Here is a 16,862-nt window from a genome sequence, read left to right on the forward strand (position 1 = left end):
AACTTCATTAAGCCCGCTCCAGCGTGGCAACATCAATTTTCTTCATCTTCAGGATTTCATTCATCACTCTTTCTGACTTTTCAGGATCACCAGAACCCATAAGCTCGCCTAAATTTTCAGGTACAACCTGCCAGGAAACGCCAAACTTATCCTCCAGCCAGCCGCACATGCTTTCGGCTCCGCCCTCTGTGAGCCGATTCCAGTAGTGGTCAATTTCCTCCTGGTTTTTGCATTCAATCATCAGGGAAACGCCTTCATCGAATTCGTACCTGTGATCCTGAGCGCTGTCCATCACCATTAGTTTATAGCCGTTCAGTCCGAATTGCGCGTGCATCACAGTGCCTTCCTTATCAGGGGCGCTGTTGGCATCGTACCGCATGATGCCATCAACTTTGGAATTATTAAAGATGTACGTATAATGATTGAGCGCCTCTTCTGCACGGCCAAGTTGCTCTCCCGTAAAGAGCAGGCAGGGCGTAATGTGCTGCCCCACATCTTCCAGCTTACCTGAAGAAAGTTGCCACGAAACACCGTACTTATCCTGTAACCAGCCGTATTGATCGCTCCACGGATATGCATCCAGCGGCATCAGCACATTGCCACCTTTGGATAGAGCCTCCCATATTTTCTGGATTTCCTCTTTGCTTTCCGAGATATAGAACAACGAAATTGAAGGGTTTGGACGGAACTTAGATCCGCCATTCAGACACATCACCTGCTCTCCGGCCACTTCAAACATCACTACCATGGGTGTATCGGTGGTAATCCTGGCATTGCTGAAAATGGCACAGTAGAATTCTGCGGCCTCTTTGCCATTGCTGTCGAACCAAAGACAAGGCGTTATTTGCTGATCTTTCATAAGTCTCGATTTTAATTTTCCTGAACAAATGTAGAATATCAAATACCGAAGCAGAAGGTAGCAAAGCGACATTTTAAGGGGTGGAATGCGGCTGGTATTACAAGCTTTACTTCCTCTTCAATTCTGCATCCAGAATATTTTCTCTGATACATTCTTCTCTCCTCTCGCCTCCGGTCCGGGAAAGAACGAATTAGCAACTATAAACACGATTGCAGAAACAGCGATCCCAAAAATATTGGCATCCAGACTCAGCCAAAGCTGATCAAACCATTGCAGGGAAATGGTTGTGAAACCACCAAGAATCATGGCGGCCATTGCAGCTACCGGACTAGTTTGTCGCCAGAAGAGTGCTCCGAGCAGCGGCACCAGCAGCCCGGAAACCATAAAGGCGTAAGAAAGCAGCATCAGGTCCAGCACCTGTGTCATTACTGAGGCGAGGAGAAGCGAAATTGCACCAATCACCAAGGTGGCGATTTGCGATATTCCCACGAAATCTTTGTGATCGGTAGAGAATTTACGGAAGCGCCCCACAATATCCGAAACGAAATTTCCTGAAGCCGCCATCAGGCAGCTATCGGCCGTGCTGAGAATGGCCGAGAAATAGGCTGACATCACCAAACCCATAAGGCCAACGGGAAGTACCGTTCGCAACAGCATAGGCAGGCCCGTTTCAGGATCGGTGGCAGAAACATTGGCGCTGCCCAGGTAGTCGAACATTCCCTGGTCTGCGGCCACGCGCGCCAGCAGTCCTAGCGCCACGCCCATAAAAGCCATAACCGGCCACTCAAACAACCCGGCAAGATACCAGGCGCGCCTGGCAGTTTTTTCATCACGGCAGGCATAAATGCGTTGGTAGAGCGTCATGCCAACGAACCAGATGGGAATGATCGTCACCGCCCAATTCACCAATTCCTGCCAGGAAATATTGGTGAGCGTCAGCATTTCCGGTTGTACGGTTTGCTGCACAGCTTCCCAGCCGCCTACGGTAGTGTAGGCTACAGGCAAAGCGATGAAAATCAAACCGGCCATCAGGATGATCCATTGCACTGTATCGGTATAGATCACAGCCTTCAGGCCGCCCAATACGGTATATATAACTACGATCAGCCCCATGGCAATGAGGGCCGTGTCCAGGTCTACAGCCGCAAAAGCGCCATTGGCCAACTTTGCTCCCGCCAGGATCTGTGAACTCGTGAAGCCCATGTAGCCGATCGCGGAAATAATGCCGGCTACGAGCGCCACATTCGCCCCATAATAATGATTGAAGATTTGCGGAAACGTGAGAAACCGGCCAAATGCTTCGTTGCCTTTTACTTTGGGAATGAGCAGCACTGCTGCCAGCCATGCCCCAATCAGTCCTGTAAAAAGCATCCACGCTCCGGACAGGCCCATGACAAAACCCAAACCGCCCAGTCCAATAGAAAATCCGCCACCTACATCCGTGGCCACCACCGAAAGGCCGATATGCAGGCTGCCCATATTGCGCCCGCCCACATAGTAATCATCCCCGCTTTTGTTCTTGTGCATGAAGTAGAGCCCCACCCCAAGCATGGTGATGATGTATACGAAAAAAATGGTGATGTCCAGCCAGTGCATAAAATTCTGAGGTTGTGAAAATTCCTTTAGGGATTGCAGAAGTATAAAAAAAAGGAGAGAACCTCAAATTTCCGCTGTCGCATTATGGGTATTTCTATGCAGATTGTTCGTGCTGATGTAGCATGAGCAATGAAGGTTTCATTGAGTCAGAACATAATCCAATATGGCGGATCACGAAATGAATCCGCCACTCGTGGGCCTTTAATAACCTGCTGAACAGGTAAAGAGACAGCAAAGGGCTGATACTTATCCCGGAGCTGGAATTTGAGCTTCCCAATAAAAAGACGGTTCGGCCGGATGGGACCACTTTCAGGATTATATCTTTGAGATATAATAGCTGTTGAAGAAAGATTGCACGGTGAGTATGAGAACAGTTGAGATTGTGGGGGAAATGTGAAAAATTAATATTCAGAATAATGACTGAAGAAAAAGCAAAAGTGGAATCGGAAAAAATGGCTAAGGACTTAATGAATAAACCAGCATATAATCTGGACAAAGCGAAAATTACTTGGTTGAAGCCAAAGAATTTAATAGTCCTGGGGTCTACCTGGTTTTTAAGATCACGCTATAGATTTCCCGGTTTACCGTCCTTTTGGACACCGTTAGCATTTCCAGGTAAAACCCTGGCAGGGCCGGTAGCGCCTTGCCTAGCAAACGCAGGGGCTTCTTCGTATCCTATATTATCCGGTAGTCCGATATAATACGGACATCTTAGTCTTAAATGAAAATTAGAGAAGCATCCTGATGTTCATAAAAGACTTAACCCCTAGTTTGGGTTTATTAACTATCACGTTACCAGGCATCTTAAAGGTAGTTTAAATGGTTCAAAACATTATTTTTTGTATAACTAAAAGTAAGCTGAAAATTGTAAAATAAAATTTAGCATATCTTTGACGCGAACAATTTTAATTTTTACACCTAAAAGATTCAAAGCCTAAAATCATGAAAAATCTGTTTTTAATCTTCTGCGCTTTTTGCGCTACATCATTTGTCCTGAGTTCTTGCGATAACGACAAGGGAATGACGGATGCCGAAAGAAATGCCATTATCGACTCTACGTATGAAGCCGAGGCAACGCTGATCCGGGAAAATATGATCCGGCAGTGTTCTGACGAGATGGAAATGCGGGTTCAGCCTAAAGTGGATAGCATCGTTCAGGCTAAAATGGATGCGGATGACGAATCTGCCGATGACATGCTGGATAATGATGGCATGACAACGGATCAGGATGGTGATGACATGACTGCAGATGAGGATGCCGATGTGGAAAAAGACGAGATGACCGATCAGGAGAAAATTGACATGGCGGTTCAGGAAAAGATCGCAGAACTTCGTGAAGAAATGGAGAGGGAATGTCAGCAGCGCGTAATGGATGTGGCTAACCACAGAGCCGATTCTATTCTGGCTCTGGAACCAGAAGCCAGCACAGGAACTCCGTCTTCTCCTCCCGGGAATCAAACCGAAGAGCCGACAACACCGACTACTGAACCAGGCAGAAAAAGCGAGGAAACCGTGAAACCAGGAAGGAAATCTGACGAGCCAGTAAAACCAGGAAGAAAAAATCCTAAGAACGAAGGAAACTAATCCATCCGATTGTAACTATCGGGTCTTACTACAAGATCCTATTAAAAAAGGGATGTCCTCAACACGACATCCCTTTTTTTTGATCCATGAAGCGGGCTTCTTAATAGCTGAAGTTTAAAATCAAAACGTAATTCCATTCTTTGAATATAGGCATATTCCGAAGCTATTGGTAGCATCTAAAATTAATGATTAATGGTGAGTATTTAAAGAGTACAAATAAAAATGCCATGGGAGCTTTAAAAGCTGATGAAATATTCTAATCAGGCGATGTATCCTTGCTTTTTTAACATTCTATTTACGAAGCATTACTGCTTGACAAGTTGCGGTAATGACATTACCTGCAGCCTCATAAGAAACTGTAATCCAAACCGAAAACCAGAATCAACATTAAGCTTTTCAGGTTCAACTTGTTGGACGGAAAATTGGGCTGGATTTCAAAAAACTAAACAAACCTGCGGCTCCCCTACTTTTGTTCGGACGCGGAAAGCGGAAATCACGGATGTGGGACGAATTCATAGTCTCCTTCATTCCGGTATTTTTTAAGGAAGTAAAAGGAGGAGCACTTTTTACACACTAAGTTTGGAGAGGTAAAATGAGGAAGAGAAAAGAAGCATTAATAAACAGGTTTAAATGGGCCAGATTATTATTTGAAGGCAGGCCGGGCAAAATAACTATGGGAGCAAAAATAAAAAAGCCATTGAGACCTTTAACGGGTTCAATGGCATTTTTATAAGTAAAGGTATGTTCTGGTCAGGCTAATTCGTCCTGCTTCTGAAACATTCGCTCTCTATTGCCGGAGCATTATTACCTCACAGGTTTCTGTAACTATTGTGCCTCCGTCATCATATGAAACCGTGTATTCAATGGTAAGGGTATTTCCTTCAATTGAACCGGAACCACTCAGAGTGTAAATGTTCGTGCAGAAAGTCTGTTCAGCAATCGTCAAAGTATTGCCATCTACGCTCGCCTCAACATTATAATCATTGGGACAAGTAAACTCTCCCAGGTTCTCAATACGGATGATAGTCTCATCTGTTCCGCTCTTGGTGATTTCCACAGGATAAGACGCTCCTGTACAATCATCACTGCCCTCAAACATACCAACGAATTTGTCAGCACTCACAGTAGCACATTCTTCGCCTTCATAACCGGCAGCGCAGTCACATTCGCAATCATCATCTCCTACTTCAGTGGCCAATCCACCATTCTGGCAAACTACATCTTCACATGGGTCGTTTTCGCATCCAGTCAGGGCAAATCCAAAACCGAACACCAGAATTAACATTAAGCTTTTCAGGTTCAACTTGTTCATAATTTTAATTTTTTTTATGATTTGATTAATTAAGTACAAAGATATAAAGGAATGCAATAAAAAACTGCTTCCTTTCAGAAATCCTTATCATAAAGAAATCAGAGACTGAAATTGTTCTATAAAATTTGAGCTATGCGGCTTTTACCATTGCCCTGGTATTAACTGCATTCCGGAACTTGCCGGAATCCCATTTTATACTCATCGTTATCCTTGCAGAAGAATTAACTTGCGACAAATTTTTAACAATAGAAATCTGTATACTTGAATTTCAACGAATTTGACCTGGATGAGGACCTGCTTGATGGTCTGAGTTCGATGGGTTTTACTGAGGCTACACCCGTTCAGGAACTTGCAATACCCACTATATTAGAAAACAAAGACCTGATAGCCTGCGCACAGACAGGTACAGGAAAAACTGCCGCTTATCTCCTCCCGATCCTGCACAAGATTGCACACGGCAAAAACCGGAAGATCAATACATTGGTAATTGCTCCCACAAGAGAACTGGCATTGCAGATTGACCGCCAGCTTGAGGGATTTGCGTATTTTGTACCGGTATCATCCTACCCTGTCTATGGAGGAGGAGACGGGAAGGATTTTATCCAGCAGAAAAAAGCCCTTACCAAAGGAGCTGATATTATTATTGCAACACCGGGCAAGCTGATTTCTCACCTTAATATGGGATATGCAGACTTCAGCGAACTTGAACACCTTATCCTTGACGAAGCCGACCGGATGCTGGATATGGGATTCCATGATGACATCATGCGCATTCTGAGCCATCTTCCCAAGGAGCGGCAAACCCTTCTCTTTTCGGCCACTATGCCTGGCAAGATCAGGACGCTGAGCCAGAAGATCCTCAAGCAGCCCGTAGAGATCAACATCGCCATGTCAAAGCCGGCAGAAGGAATTCTGCAAGCAGCTTACCTGGCGTATGATGAACAAAAAGTAAGGCTGATCAGAAATCTGCTGGAAGGAAAGTCAGTGGAGAAAGTAATCATCTTTTCGGCCACGAAAGTAATGGTGAACCGCATGGGCCGCGAGTTGAAACGCCACGGGCTGAATGCCGCCTCCATTTCCAGTGACCTGGAGCAGGCCGAGCGGGAAAAGGTGTTACAACAATTTCGTGGTGGTAAATTAAATATACTAGTAGCGACTGATGTGCTTTCACGGGGCATTGACATTGAGAACATTGAGCTGATCATCAATTTTGACGTACCCATGGATGCCGAGGATTACATTCACCGGGTGGGGCGCACGGCAAGAGCCAAAGCTACAGGTGTGGCGCTTACCTTTATTAATGACAATCCAAAGGAACAGACGCGGTTCCGACAAATAGAGGAACTTATTGGCAACGAAATAAGGAAACTGCCATTGCCGGGAGATATGGGTGTAGGCCCCGAATATAAACCGCACTCCCGGAAACCGGGAGGTGGTAGAAAAAGCCCGGGGCAAGGCAAGCCGCGAAGAAAGCCGCAGCGGTCCTGAATACTTTTAGGGAACAACCGCTTTCTTTGTCCGGTTATTAATAATTCCAGACCCGCTTTTAGAAAAGGATATAATTTTTGCCTCCGCTCCGGAATATGTACAAAATCTGCAGGCTCCCTCTTAAAATCAGTTTTTCCTTTCTGGCATTTTGGCTGAACATAACGCCCGGTCTTGCACAAAACCCGGTAACCGTGGGATTGCAATTTAACCCGATCGTTCCGGCTGAGTTAATTTACAGTCCCGATATATTCATTACAAATGATGACATGAATGTGGAAGTATCGCCCAGGGGTGGATATTCCCTGGGAATGCTGATAAGACAGCATTTCGGAGAGCGCTGGGCGTTACAAACGGGTATTCTTTCTTCTACCCGTAATTATAATTTTAATGCATCAAGAACCAACTTCTCGTTAGATTCATCCTTCCGCATCGTCAGTTATGAAATTCCGCTGACAGCTCTGCTTTTCACCCAATTGGGCCGAGAAACCTACCTTTCCACCTCAGCAGGTTTTTCTGCAGATTTCTTTCCCAGCGATATTACATTGCAAACGGAGAATTTCCGTTTTTACGCAGCACGTAAATTTTATGTGCTGCCATCATTGCTGGCAAACCTGGGATTTGAGTGGCGCACCGAAAAAAGCGGGTACTTTTATGGTGGGCTGTTGTATCACCGGATGATCACACCGATGTCGCGCTTTTTCTTCCGGTATGAAAAAGATCTGGAAACCTCAGAAGTCAGCGACCCATTCAGTGGTCATTATTTTGGTCTTGATATTAAATATTACTTTCCTGTTAAGGAATAAAATATTTTCTTTATCCTGCAATCCTGAATTATCTATCATTGCCGGATCAATCTGCCAAAATGGCAATTTCTTATTACCCCGAAAGGCAAAAAAAATCCCCACCCGTTTAATAACCAGGTGAGGATTTATATAAATATCAAGAAAGAAACCTATGACCGTTTCTGAATCCATTTTCCAATGGCTGGTCCGAGTTCCTTCTGTGAACGTCCGCCCACAAAAACTCCAATGTGGCCGCCCACAAATTGGTACAATTCCTTATCCTTGCTGCTGATTGCCTCATTAATAGGCTTTGTTGCATCGGGTGGGATGATATTGTCTTCCGTAGCATAAATAGTAAGCACGGGCATATCAATATTCTTTAAATCCACCTTGTGGCCTCCAATTTCCAGTTCGCCCTTTATAAGCTTATTATCCTGGAAAAGATCCTTGATATACTGGCGGTACCACTCCCCTGCTAGGTCAGGGCAATCAGATTTCCAATGCTCCATGCGCAGAAAATTCATGAGCTTATCTTCATCATGGATGCTGCTGAAAATGCCGGTGTATTTGCTGATGTCCATGGTAGGTTTCAGCATTCCGAAAGCATTGTTCAGCATGTCAGCCGGGATCATACCCAGAGAATCCACCATCGCATCCACGTTCAGGTTTTTCGTCCATTTAAACAGGATGCTGTCGTTGGTTGAAAAATCGAAAGGTGCCACCAGTGTTGTCAGTGTCTGGATTTTTTCAGGATGAAGGGCTGCGTAAATGGTGCTGAAGGTTCCACCCTGGCAAATGCCGATCTTATGAATCTTCTGCACCTTATGGCTTTCCCTGACAAAATCAACAGCATCATTTAAGAAACCGTTAATGTAATCGTCCATGGTAAGGTACATGTCCTCACGGGTGGGATAACCCCAGTCCATGATATAAATATCAAGCCCCTGCTCCAGGAGTCGCTGCACCAGGCTGCGGTCAGGCTGAAGATCCAGCACATCATGCCGGTTCAGCATGGCGAAAGAAATAAGCACAGGAATTTCGCAGGTGGCAGGTGTTTCCCTGTCGTAGCGATACACCTTTACCAGATCTTCTTGCCAAACCAGGGTTTTCGGAGAAGTAGCCACTTTTACTTCAGCAATGTTGCGGAGCGTCTCCATGCCTTTCATTATCTGATGGCTGGTCTCCGTAAACTCGTTCATTAAATCGGGCACATTCAGTTTCATATTTCAGCTATTTTTTGTGCCTGATTTACTTGGCAGATTTCGTATCCTTCTTCGCGGCTGAGGCACTATTGGCCGATTTGCTCTCTGATGCTGATGAGGCTTTGCTCTCTGATGCTGATGAGGCTTTGCTTGCTTCAGCCTTTGTATTTCCTGTGGCGGTTTTCTCAGCAGCAGGCTGCGATTTCTGAGCGGTGGCAAATTCCTTTTCCATATTGCGAACCTTCTTTTTCAGATCATAAATGGTTTTGTACAAATGGTCCATTTCTGACCGGGGAACCAAAGGGAAATTACTGAACATGCCTTCCATCATCTTGTCAGTTCCTGTTTTCAGTTTCAATGATACTTCAGTCAGTTCATTCTGGATCCTGGAATATTCATCAGACGAAAAAAGTTCAAGAAAAACTTTATCATTCATTCCCAGCCATTCATTATAAAACTTCATAAAGCTGTCTATTTCCACACCTTTTTCCATTTTATTATAAATAGCTTCAGAAAATGCTTCCACAGCTTTCAGTCCTGTCATGTACATCATGTACTGCATTTCTGAGCGCTTCATAATGTATTGCGAAATATCGTTGCCCATTTCATTGAATGCAATGATCTGTTCACGTTTTGCGCCCGGTGTCATCATTTTGATGAACGGAGATTCCGCACCGGTGAAGTTATTCATCATTTGGTTGTACAAGCCCATATACTGCACGAACGGTGAGTTTTCATTGTGCGGAAAGAATTGCTCCATCTGGCTGGCCATCTCCCGGAACTTATCGCTTCCCGCCCCTGTGGATTGGCGAAGGTGATTATTCAGCATATTGAAATAGTTCTGCAACATGGGCTTCATGCCATCCATGTCAAAATTGAACATCTTGTCCATCAGATCTTTGTGGCGGGCAGGCTCAAAATATTGTTTCCACATTTCCGGAGTGAAGGTTTTGCTTTGCATAGCATTAAATACCGGCATCCATAGTTCCATGAATTTAGCAAACCCATTCGTAAAGTCATTCATGCCCATCACCGGGTTCATTCCTGCCTTTATACCAAAGCGATTGCTTATTTCATCATTCCACTTCTGCATCATTTCCTTCCAGTTCTTTTGCATATCATTCATGCCCTCCATTCCGGGTGTGAAGCTGCTCATCATGGGATTGGCAGTGCCCATCATACCACGCCATTCTTCCGCCATCTTGGTTTGCTGCTTCATCCAGTTGTTGAAGAAACCGATTGGATTAACCGGTGCGAATGGATTCTCGTTGCTTGTTTCTTTGCTGTCGTTATTGCGGAAAAAAGCCATTTGAGATTCATACCAGTTTTTCAGGTAGTCAGCACTTGTTTCCTGTGTTTCCTTTGCGGATTCAGCAGTTTTTTGCTTCATTTCCTCAGTAGTGTTGTACCAGTTCTCCATCACATTTTTCTGTGTTTCGAACCAGGTTTCAAAAAAATTCTTCTTCTCAGCGTTTGAATTTGACATGATTAAATTTGTTTTTACTTTATTTTGTTTTTGGAAAAAAATTCTTATTTTAATAGCCTTTCCCCAATTTGGCCGCAAAAGTAATCTTTTCTTTTTATAAAGAAATTTATTTGCGATTTAATTGTTTTCGCTGGATGGCGCTACCCATTTGTCAGTATCTGTGCCTCATTTTTTTACAGGACAAAAAGGCAGAGGCCGATTGCTTGCTGGGAAAAACACACAACGGCAAGAGGGCAGAAACTCAGCTCCGCAATTTGTCGAGCAATTCGTTGAGCAGGTTTACCTCCTCTTCTGTCAGAGTTTGAAAATTGGTTTCCAGAAATTCGAGCTTGCCATCCAGTTCATCCAGCAGTTCCAAGCCTTTTGGGGTGATAAAAACATCTACCTGCCTGCGGTCATTGGGGCATTCATGCCTTTCTACCAGTTGTTTTTGGCGCAGTTTCTCCACCAGCCGGGAAGCATTGCTCATTTTATCCAGCATTCTTTCTACCAGAAGATTAATGGAAACGGGCCTGGAATGCTGGCCCCTTAGGATGCGCAGGACATTATACTGCTGCGCTGAAATACCATAAGGCTTCAGCACTTTACTGTGCCGGGAACTGAGCCAGCCACTTGTAAAGAGAATATTTACAATCAGCTTTTGGTACGGGTTCTTAAATTCTTTTTGCTTAATTTCTTCTTCGAGACGCATCGTTTACAAATATAAAGATGTACAGACATTTAATACAGGCTCACTGTTTTAAATAATTTTGCCGGTTGCAGAGATGGAATTTTCTTTGACAAATGTTCAGAAATCGTAAAATACCCGACACCCATCTGGTCCGAATGCCGGTGGCTTGTTCTTCTTTCTCCTTGATCAGCCGTTTTCTTTGTATTCTTTTAAATTAATGTATTGCAATGAAATATTCCATCGAACTCAGAAGCCCATCTTCACCAGAGTGGTTGAAGGCCGTGCTGGCTGATTTTCCCTCCTTCCTGCAGGATCATGCCGACTGCGAGCGAAAAGCTTCGGCCATGGCGCTGAGCTTTGTGGCAAAATATCCTGACCGAAGCGAGATCATCCCGGAGCTGATAGATACGGCCTTAGAAGAACTGGATCATTTCCGCCAGGTGTATTCCGTCATGGAGCAGCGGAGTATCCGGCTTTCTCACCAAATTCCGCAGGACTTATACGCAAAAACGCTGGTGGATCTGTGCCATAGCGGCCGCGAAGAAAGATTCCTGGACCGGCTACTCCTGGCTTCCGTCCTCGAATGCCGGGGTACAGAGCGATTCAGGTTGATCAGCGAGGCGATACAGGATGCCTCCCTGGCGCGTTTCTATAAAATGCTGTGGACATCAGAAGCCCGGCATGGCAATATGTTCGTGCGAATGGCCCTTCGTTATTTTTCTGAAGAAAATGTATATCAGCGGCTGGAATGGCTGATGGAGCAGGAAGCACTGATCCTGGCGAAACTGCCGGTACGGCCAGCGCTGCATTGATTGCAACTGTATAATGATTAATATTAATAATGAAAAGGCTCCTGCCGGCAATCGGCAGGAGCCTTTTCGTCACAAGAATCATCAACCACTTAAAAAACTAAACTCAACCATGAAAACTAATCCTGGGGTGGTGTACCCAATATCTTACCTCTTTTTTTCCTCATATTTTGTCTGCGCTCAGCTTTCAGTTCCTGATACTTCCGGTACTGCTCTGCGCTCAGTACTTCTTTCATTTGCCGGTCATGATCATCCCATATAGCGCTGACTTCAGCTCTGGCCTTTTCGCGGTCTTCAGAATTCTGTTCTTTCACTTTTGCAATCCCTGCTGTCATATTCCCGTTGATGATGCTGACTTTCTGTTCCTGGGCTTCATCCAACTCCAGTGTCTGTACCATTTTTTCGGTCATTTTATTACTTTGCTCTTCTGCTACCGGGGCATTTCTTTCCTGGGCAGAAATATTGTACGAGAACATCATTATACCCAGAACACATCCTATAAAAATTTTCCTGTTTTTCATCTGTTGTTTCATTTAAGTAAAGCTTAATTTGGTATTGAAGTGTGGACCCTAACCGGCAGAAAAAGGTTTAATATTCGTGCCAAATTAGTTTGTCTTTACATCTGCTAACGGACTTCCCTGCAAGAGCACAGACGAAGTATAATGTTGGTAATTGAACAATAATTGCCCATCCGCCAAATAATATGCCGCTGCGATGCAGATCCAAAAAAGCATGGAAACAACCTGTTCTTAAAAAAGTATCAATTTTGCAAAAGCACCCGCTGATTATTAAAACCAAAGAAGAAATGATGAAATTTATAACGCTCCTGTTCATAAGCACCGCTTTATTTGCCTGTTCTATCGGGGCGCAGGATAAAGAAGGCTATACCATAGATGTAAAAGTAAAGGGGCTGAAGGATTCCATTGCCTACCTGGCCTATTACTACGGAGATAAAAAATACGCGCAGGATACGGCCCGCATTGATGGTAAAGGCCAGTTTGTATTTCAGGGAAAAGAGAACCTGCCGGGAGGTATCTATATGATCATCCTGCCTGGCCAGCAGTATTTTGAGATCGTACCGGAGAATCCTGACATTAAAATAGAAACGACTTTAGAAAATTTAATTAGCGACCTGAAGGTAACCGGATCACCGGAAACAGCTTTGTTTTACGAGTACCTCCAGTTTGTGGACAAGCAAGCAGGAAAAATCCAGGACCTCACAGCCCGGAAGGAAACAGCGTCAGAAGAAGAAAAAGCCCGGATCAGCACGCAGGTCAAAGAACTTGAGAACAGTATTATAGACTATAAAAAGGACGTCATCTCTGAATATCCTGAGGCCTTCGTTACCAAAGTTTTCAAAGCCATGCGTGAACCTGAAATACCGGAACCGCCAAAGGATGCAGAAGGAAAGATAGATTCTACCTGGGAGTATTACTATTTCAAGGCCCACTACTTTGATAATTTTGATTTTACGGATGACGGATTGGTGCGGACGCCTGTATATCAGCCCCGCATGGAAAAATATGTGACGAAGATCGTCATGCAACATCCGGATTCAATTATTCAGGCACTGGATTTCATTCTACAAAACACCCGGAATTCCCCGGAGCAGTTCAAATTCAACCTCTTTTGGTTTACCAATTATTATGAGCGCTCAAAGCTCATGATCGCAGAAAATGTCTTTTCTCACTTGGCCGTTAATTACTGGTGCAACGAAGCGTATGACAAAAGCTGGATGGATACAGTAACAATTGTAAAAATATGCGAGAAAGGAAAAATGTTAAATCCCACCTTAATAGGGAAAAAGGCGCCTGAACTGAATCTGGAAGATACCTTACGCAAAAGGCACAGTATGCATCGGCTTGATGCCAAATACACCATTCTTTTCTTCTGGGATTCCACCTGCGGGCATTGTAAAAAACAGATTCCCAAACTCATAGAGTTACATGACAAATATAAGGCTGATGGCGTGGAGGTTTATGCCGTAAATACAGAGTGGGAAAGCCACGGCTTCAAAAAATACCTTCGTGAGAAGGAGGGAATGCGTGAATTTATTAATGTTCAGGATACGACCAATGCCAGTCGCTTCCGGCAGAAATATGATGTTTCCTCCACGCCCGTAATAATGGTGGTGGATGAAAAGAAAGAGATCATTGCCAAGCGCGTTGATATAGAAGTTATTGGAGAAATTCTGGAAAACAGGAAGAAGAACCGTAGCGAGTTGAGCCGTCCTTGATAGCCGGTATCATAGCCATCAACCATTTAGGTTTTATTTCGTCATGTAAATTTTGAACCGGGTTCCCTCTCCTACCTTGCTGTCTACCTCAATCTTGCCGCCATAAGATTCCACTATGCTGTTCACCGTATAAAGGCCCACGCCTGACCCTTCCACATGGTCATGAAGCCGGGTGAACAGTCCAAAGAGTCTTCCCTTATTCGCTTCGATATCCATTCCCAGCCCGTTGTCCTGCACTTTCAGGACAATGTACGATCCTTCAGGCGCTGTTGAAATATCAATTTTTACCTGGCGGTCAGGATGCCGGTATTTTATGGCGTTGCTGATCAGGTTCTGCATTATGCTCTTAAAGTGTGGCAACGAATAATTCACGGCTGGTGCCTTTGAAAAATCGGTTTGTATCCGGGCCCCTGACTCCAGGATCAATTCATTGATACTATCCTGCACCTCTTCAAATACCTTCTTTACCTGCACCTCCGTCTTCCTTTGCCCAATGCTTTTCTGAATGGTGATTACGTCTATAAGGGCATCCAGTGTTTTCTTCAGTTGCTTTACAGATGCCGATATCATTGAGAATATTTTCTTATTATGATCAAGATCTGTAAAATCTTCATCCCACATTTTAAGCAAGCTCATCAGGTTGTTGGCCGGGCTTTTCAGGTCGTGAGAGGCTACATACGCAAACTGCTCAAGATTAAGATTGGCCAGTTTCAGTTCGTCAAGCGTGCGAAGCATGTCCTGCTTCATGCGGTGGCGTTCTATGGCATACCGGATAGTCTTGATCATCAGGGTGCTGTTAAATTCTCCCTTCACTAGAAAATCCTGCGCGCCTTCTTTAATGGCTTTTACTGCAGTTTCCCGGTCGTCCAGCCCGGAAAGTATTACCAGTGGAGTATCGCTAAACTGGTGCAATGCCACCTTGTACGTCTGGTCTCCGAAAGAATCAGGCAGGGAAAGATCCAGCAGCACGATCTCTATCTCCATATCTTTATATATCTGTGCCCCAGTTTTCATTTCCTGAGCATGAAAAAATTGCAGCTCCCCGAAATCCTGTTTGCGCAAATATTCCTCTATGAGCCTGGCATCGGCTACGTTATCCTCTATTAATAAAATTGTCACAATCTGTCGGTCAATAAATGTATTGCAGCCAAGATAGCTACCTAATTTATATCGTTTCGCAATTCCGGGCCAGAATGATTGAGATTTCTGAATGTTTCCAATTATCCTGCTAAAACATTACATCTGTAAGATTGCGAAAAAGGTTTAATCTTTTGTTGATAAATCGACATCAGATCAGACTCTTATTCACAAGATACACACTTTCTGTAGCCTGTAACAAGTAAGGTATAAGATGAATTAAATTAACCTGTTTCACAAAAAAAAATGATTTACGTGTGAAACATACGGAACGACCCGTCCGGAAACAAAAGGATAATTTGTTCCGGGGTGGAAGCAGACCGGTTTTCTGCATGGGTCTGAGGGGAGACTGGTTTGACCGGCTCTTGCGGAGCATATTTTGGCGCAGATTCACCCTCCCCTGAGGGAGCTCCGGTAAAATATGGCGCTGCATCTTCTTCTCGGGCAGCATGGTTTGCCGGGCGCTGTGCAGGCTTTTCAGGTGCGGGAGGATGTTCCTGGGCCTTTGTTCCCTTTCCGGTAAGCAACCACCTTGGATTTACATCCGTAAATATCTCTACTACCTTTTGCAGCAGGTCAAGTCCCGGCTTATTCCGGCCGGAAAGGATATGGGAAATGACGGGGCGGCTTACATCCACTGCATCGGCAAATGAGGAAGGCGAGAGCTTTTTCTGTTCCATGATCTGCCGTATCCGTTCGTTGATTTCAGGCAATTGTTCCATATTGTTAATTTAGAAATGCAAACTTAGTATTTCATGTTAAATGCTTTCTATCTATATGTTTTGGGGCCTCCCCTTACCCTACCCGTTCTGCCCGGTCATTTCAAACTGAATCCCGGATATTCATCTATAGTACGTTTAAATACGTATTAAACAGATTAAATTCTATAGGCATTTCAAATAGCTGAAAAACAGATTTTAATTATTAATAATAGAATATTTTTTTAATACGTATACGTAGGATGGGGTCGGGGAATTTCAATCTCATTTCTCAAGAGGGTTTGTTTGCTTTGCTTCATCATTTAACTTTGCCGTTCTTAAAATATAAAAAGAACCCTGATGCGTTTTCAAAACTACCTTACCTATATCCTGATCATCATCGCGGCCCTCATAGCGGTGATCAGCCGCCTTCTCCCACACATGCCCAATTTTGCGTTGATGGGAGCTGTTGCCTTGTTTGCCGGAGCCTTTATCCGTTCCAGCCGTTTTGCCTTTCTAATCCCTGTTGCCGCTGTATTTGCCAGTGATGCCCTGATGGAAATAGATAATCCCGGTTCAGGATTTTATGCAGGAATGGGGGTTGTTTATACCAGTTATGCCATCATATTTTTTGCCGGCCGGCTTCTTACCAAGCCATTCAATCCCTTTCAGGTAGGCACGGGTGCGGTGCTCGCATCTGTCATCTTTTTTGTGATAACCAATCTGAGTGCCTGGCTCTATCTGCCGATTTACACCAAAGATCTGAACGGCCTCCTCAATTGCTATGCTGCGGCCCTTCCGTTTTTCCGTACCACGCTTATTTCTGATCTGGCCTTCAGCACTGTATTGTTTGGCAGCTATTATCTGGTAGTCCGGATGTCCCCATCCGTCAGAATTTCCCGCTAACCTCATTTTTGAAGATTCGTCACCGAGTGTTATTCGGAAGTATTAACATTTTCTGTCAAACCGGGCGCTGCCTGAAGGAACAATTCCGGAAACAGAT

At 44.4% G+C, this 16,862-nt stretch carries 16 protein-coding genes; 7 read left to right on the plus strand and 9 right to left on the minus strand.

The window, feature by feature from the left end:
• Nucleotides 1–7: 7 nt before the first annotated feature.
• Both WD077_11830 and WD077_11835 read right to left on the minus strand, forming a co-directional pair.
• Nucleotides 8–859 carry a VOC family protein gene (locus WD077_11830; GenBank protein MEX0967921.1) on the minus strand — a complete coding sequence of 284 codons (852 nt, stop codon included), beginning with the start codon at nucleotides 857–859 and terminating at the stop codon, nucleotides 8–10.
• Nucleotides 860–976: 117 nt separating this feature from the next.
• Complete coding sequence (locus WD077_11835) at nucleotides 977–2,455, minus strand: sodium:solute symporter family protein (GenBank protein ID MEX0967922.1); 1,479 nt, start codon at nucleotides 2,453–2,455, stop codon at nucleotides 977–979.
• A gap of 416 nt (nucleotides 2,456–2,871) precedes the next feature.
• Between WD077_11835 and WD077_11840 the strand changes: the two genes are divergently transcribed.
• Nucleotides 2,872–3,156, plus strand: a complete 285-nt coding sequence (locus tag WD077_11840; protein ID MEX0967923.1) for a hypothetical protein — start codon at nucleotides 2,872–2,874, stop codon at nucleotides 3,154–3,156.
• A gap of 241 nt (nucleotides 3,157–3,397) precedes the next feature.
• Entirely contained in the window at nucleotides 3,398–4,039 is a 642-nt protein-coding gene (locus WD077_11845; GenBank protein ID MEX0967924.1) for a hypothetical protein, read from the plus strand.
• Between the two features lie 787 nt (nucleotides 4,040–4,826).
• Here WD077_11845 and WD077_11850 read toward each other — a convergent pair.
• Entirely contained in the window at nucleotides 4,827–5,351 is a 525-nt protein-coding gene (locus WD077_11850; GenBank protein MEX0967925.1) for a hypothetical protein, read from the minus strand.
• 261 nt (nucleotides 5,352–5,612) lie between these two features.
• Here WD077_11850 and WD077_11855 point away from each other — a divergent pair, with 261 nt between their 5' ends.
• Both WD077_11855 and WD077_11860 read left to right on the plus strand, forming a co-directional pair.
• Nucleotides 5,613–6,839: a DEAD/DEAH box helicase gene (locus WD077_11855; protein MEX0967926.1), complete on the plus strand. Its 1,227-nt coding sequence runs from the start codon at nucleotides 5,613–5,615 to the stop codon at nucleotides 6,837–6,839.
• A gap of 95 nt (nucleotides 6,840–6,934) precedes the next feature.
• Nucleotides 6,935–7,642 carry an outer membrane beta-barrel protein gene (locus tag WD077_11860; GenBank protein MEX0967927.1) on the plus strand — a complete coding sequence of 236 codons (708 nt, stop codon included), beginning with the start codon at nucleotides 6,935–6,937 and terminating at the stop codon, nucleotides 7,640–7,642.
• Nucleotides 7,643–7,791: 149 nt separating this feature from the next.
• Here WD077_11860 and phaC read toward each other — a convergent pair whose 3' ends face one another.
• The 3 genes from phaC to WD077_11875 all read right to left on the minus strand — a co-directional run bounded on the left by phaC (nucleotide 7,792) and on the right by WD077_11875 (nucleotide 11,000).
• Nucleotides 7,792–8,844, minus strand: coding sequence for a class III poly(R)-hydroxyalkanoic acid synthase subunit PhaC (phaC, locus tag WD077_11865; GenBank protein MEX0967928.1), 1,053 nt, complete (start codon nucleotides 8,842–8,844; stop codon nucleotides 7,792–7,794).
• Nucleotides 8,845–8,869: 25 nt separating this feature from the next.
• Nucleotides 8,870–10,309 (minus strand): poly(R)-hydroxyalkanoic acid synthase subunit PhaE, encoded by a 1,440-nt coding sequence (locus WD077_11870; GenBank protein MEX0967929.1) that lies wholly within the window; start codon nucleotides 10,307–10,309, stop codon nucleotides 8,870–8,872.
• A gap of 241 nt (nucleotides 10,310–10,550) precedes the next feature.
• Nucleotides 10,551–11,000 carry a MarR family transcriptional regulator gene (locus tag WD077_11875; GenBank protein ID MEX0967930.1) on the minus strand — a complete coding sequence of 150 codons (450 nt, stop codon included), beginning with the start codon at nucleotides 10,998–11,000 and terminating at the stop codon, nucleotides 10,551–10,553.
• Nucleotides 11,001–11,206: 206 nt separating this feature from the next.
• Between WD077_11875 and WD077_11880 the strand changes: the two genes are divergently transcribed.
• The gene (locus tag WD077_11880; protein MEX0967931.1) at nucleotides 11,207–11,791 is read left to right on the plus strand and encodes a tRNA-(ms[2]io[6]A)-hydroxylase; all 585 of its coding nucleotides are present in this window, start codon (nucleotides 11,207–11,209) and stop codon (nucleotides 11,789–11,791) included.
• Nucleotides 11,792–11,907: 116 nt separating this feature from the next.
• On the opposite strand, the gene WD077_11885 is transcribed toward WD077_11880, so the two are convergent.
• Nucleotides 11,908–12,309, minus strand: a complete 402-nt coding sequence (locus WD077_11885) for a hypothetical protein (GenBank protein MEX0967932.1) — start codon at nucleotides 12,307–12,309, stop codon at nucleotides 11,908–11,910.
• A gap of 284 nt (nucleotides 12,310–12,593) precedes the next feature.
• Between WD077_11885 and WD077_11890 the strand changes: the two genes are divergently transcribed.
• Nucleotides 12,594–14,024 (plus strand): redoxin domain-containing protein, encoded by a 1,431-nt coding sequence (locus WD077_11890; GenBank protein MEX0967933.1) that lies wholly within the window; start codon nucleotides 12,594–12,596, stop codon nucleotides 14,022–14,024.
• A gap of 33 nt (nucleotides 14,025–14,057) precedes the next feature.
• Here WD077_11890 and WD077_11895 read toward each other — a convergent pair whose 3' ends face one another.
• Both WD077_11895 and WD077_11900 read right to left on the minus strand, forming a co-directional pair.
• Nucleotides 14,058–15,143, minus strand: coding sequence for a hybrid sensor histidine kinase/response regulator (locus WD077_11895; protein MEX0967934.1), 1,086 nt, complete (start codon nucleotides 15,141–15,143; stop codon nucleotides 14,058–14,060).
• 269 nt (nucleotides 15,144–15,412) lie between these two features.
• A complete protein-coding gene (locus WD077_11900; GenBank protein ID MEX0967935.1) occupies nucleotides 15,413–15,883 on the minus strand; it encodes a helix-turn-helix transcriptional regulator in 471 nt (156 codons plus the stop codon).
• Between the two features lie 336 nt (nucleotides 15,884–16,219).
• Between WD077_11900 and WD077_11905 the strand changes: the two genes are divergently transcribed.
• Entirely contained in the window at nucleotides 16,220–16,765 is a 546-nt protein-coding gene (locus WD077_11905; GenBank protein MEX0967936.1) for a DUF6580 family putative transport protein, read from the plus strand.
• Nucleotides 16,766–16,862 lie beyond the last annotated feature (97 nt).

It is taken from the genome of Bacteroidia bacterium (assembly GCA_040880525.1).
GTDB lineage: Bacteria > Bacteroidota > Bacteroidia > CAILMK01 > JBBDIG01 > JBBDIG01.

Bases quoted from the DNA above. Each gene is read 5' to 3' on its own strand.
- WD077_11830 (MEX0967921.1), bottom strand. From the start codon at position 859: ATGAAAGATCAGCAAATAACGCCTTGTCTTTGGTTCGACAGCAATGGC.
- WD077_11835 (MEX0967922.1), bottom strand. From the start codon at position 2,455: ATGCACTGGCTGGACATCACCATTTTTTTCGTATACATCATCACCATG.
- WD077_11840 (MEX0967923.1), top strand. From the start codon at position 2,872: ATGACTGAAGAAAAAGCAAAAGTGGAATCGGAAAAAATGGCTAAGGAC.
- WD077_11845 (MEX0967924.1), top strand. From the start codon at position 3,398: ATGAAAAATCTGTTTTTAATCTTCTGCGCTTTTTGCGCTACATCATTT.
- WD077_11850 (MEX0967925.1), bottom strand. From the start codon at position 5,351: ATGAACAAGTTGAACCTGAAAAGCTTAATGTTAATTCTGGTGTTCGGT.
- WD077_11860 (MEX0967927.1), top strand. From the start codon at position 6,935: ATGTACAAAATCTGCAGGCTCCCTCTTAAAATCAGTTTTTCCTTTCTG.
- phaC (MEX0967928.1), bottom strand. From the start codon at position 8,844: ATGAAACTGAATGTGCCCGATTTAATGAACGAGTTTACGGAGACCAGC.
- WD077_11870 (MEX0967929.1), bottom strand. From the start codon at position 10,309: ATGTCAAATTCAAACGCTGAGAAGAAGAATTTTTTTGAAACCTGGTTC.
- WD077_11875 (MEX0967930.1), bottom strand. From the start codon at position 11,000: ATGCGTCTCGAAGAAGAAATTAAGCAAAAAGAATTTAAGAACCCGTAC.
- WD077_11880 (MEX0967931.1), top strand. From the start codon at position 11,207: ATGAAATATTCCATCGAACTCAGAAGCCCATCTTCACCAGAGTGGTTG.
- WD077_11885 (MEX0967932.1), bottom strand. From the start codon at position 12,309: ATGAAAAACAGGAAAATTTTTATAGGATGTGTTCTGGGTATAATGATG.
- WD077_11890 (MEX0967933.1), top strand. From the start codon at position 12,594: ATGATGAAATTTATAACGCTCCTGTTCATAAGCACCGCTTTATTTGCC.
- WD077_11900 (MEX0967935.1), bottom strand. From the start codon at position 15,883: ATGGAACAATTGCCTGAAATCAACGAACGGATACGGCAGATCATGGAA.
- WD077_11905 (MEX0967936.1), top strand. From the start codon at position 16,220: ATGCGTTTTCAAAACTACCTTACCTATATCCTGATCATCATCGCGGCC.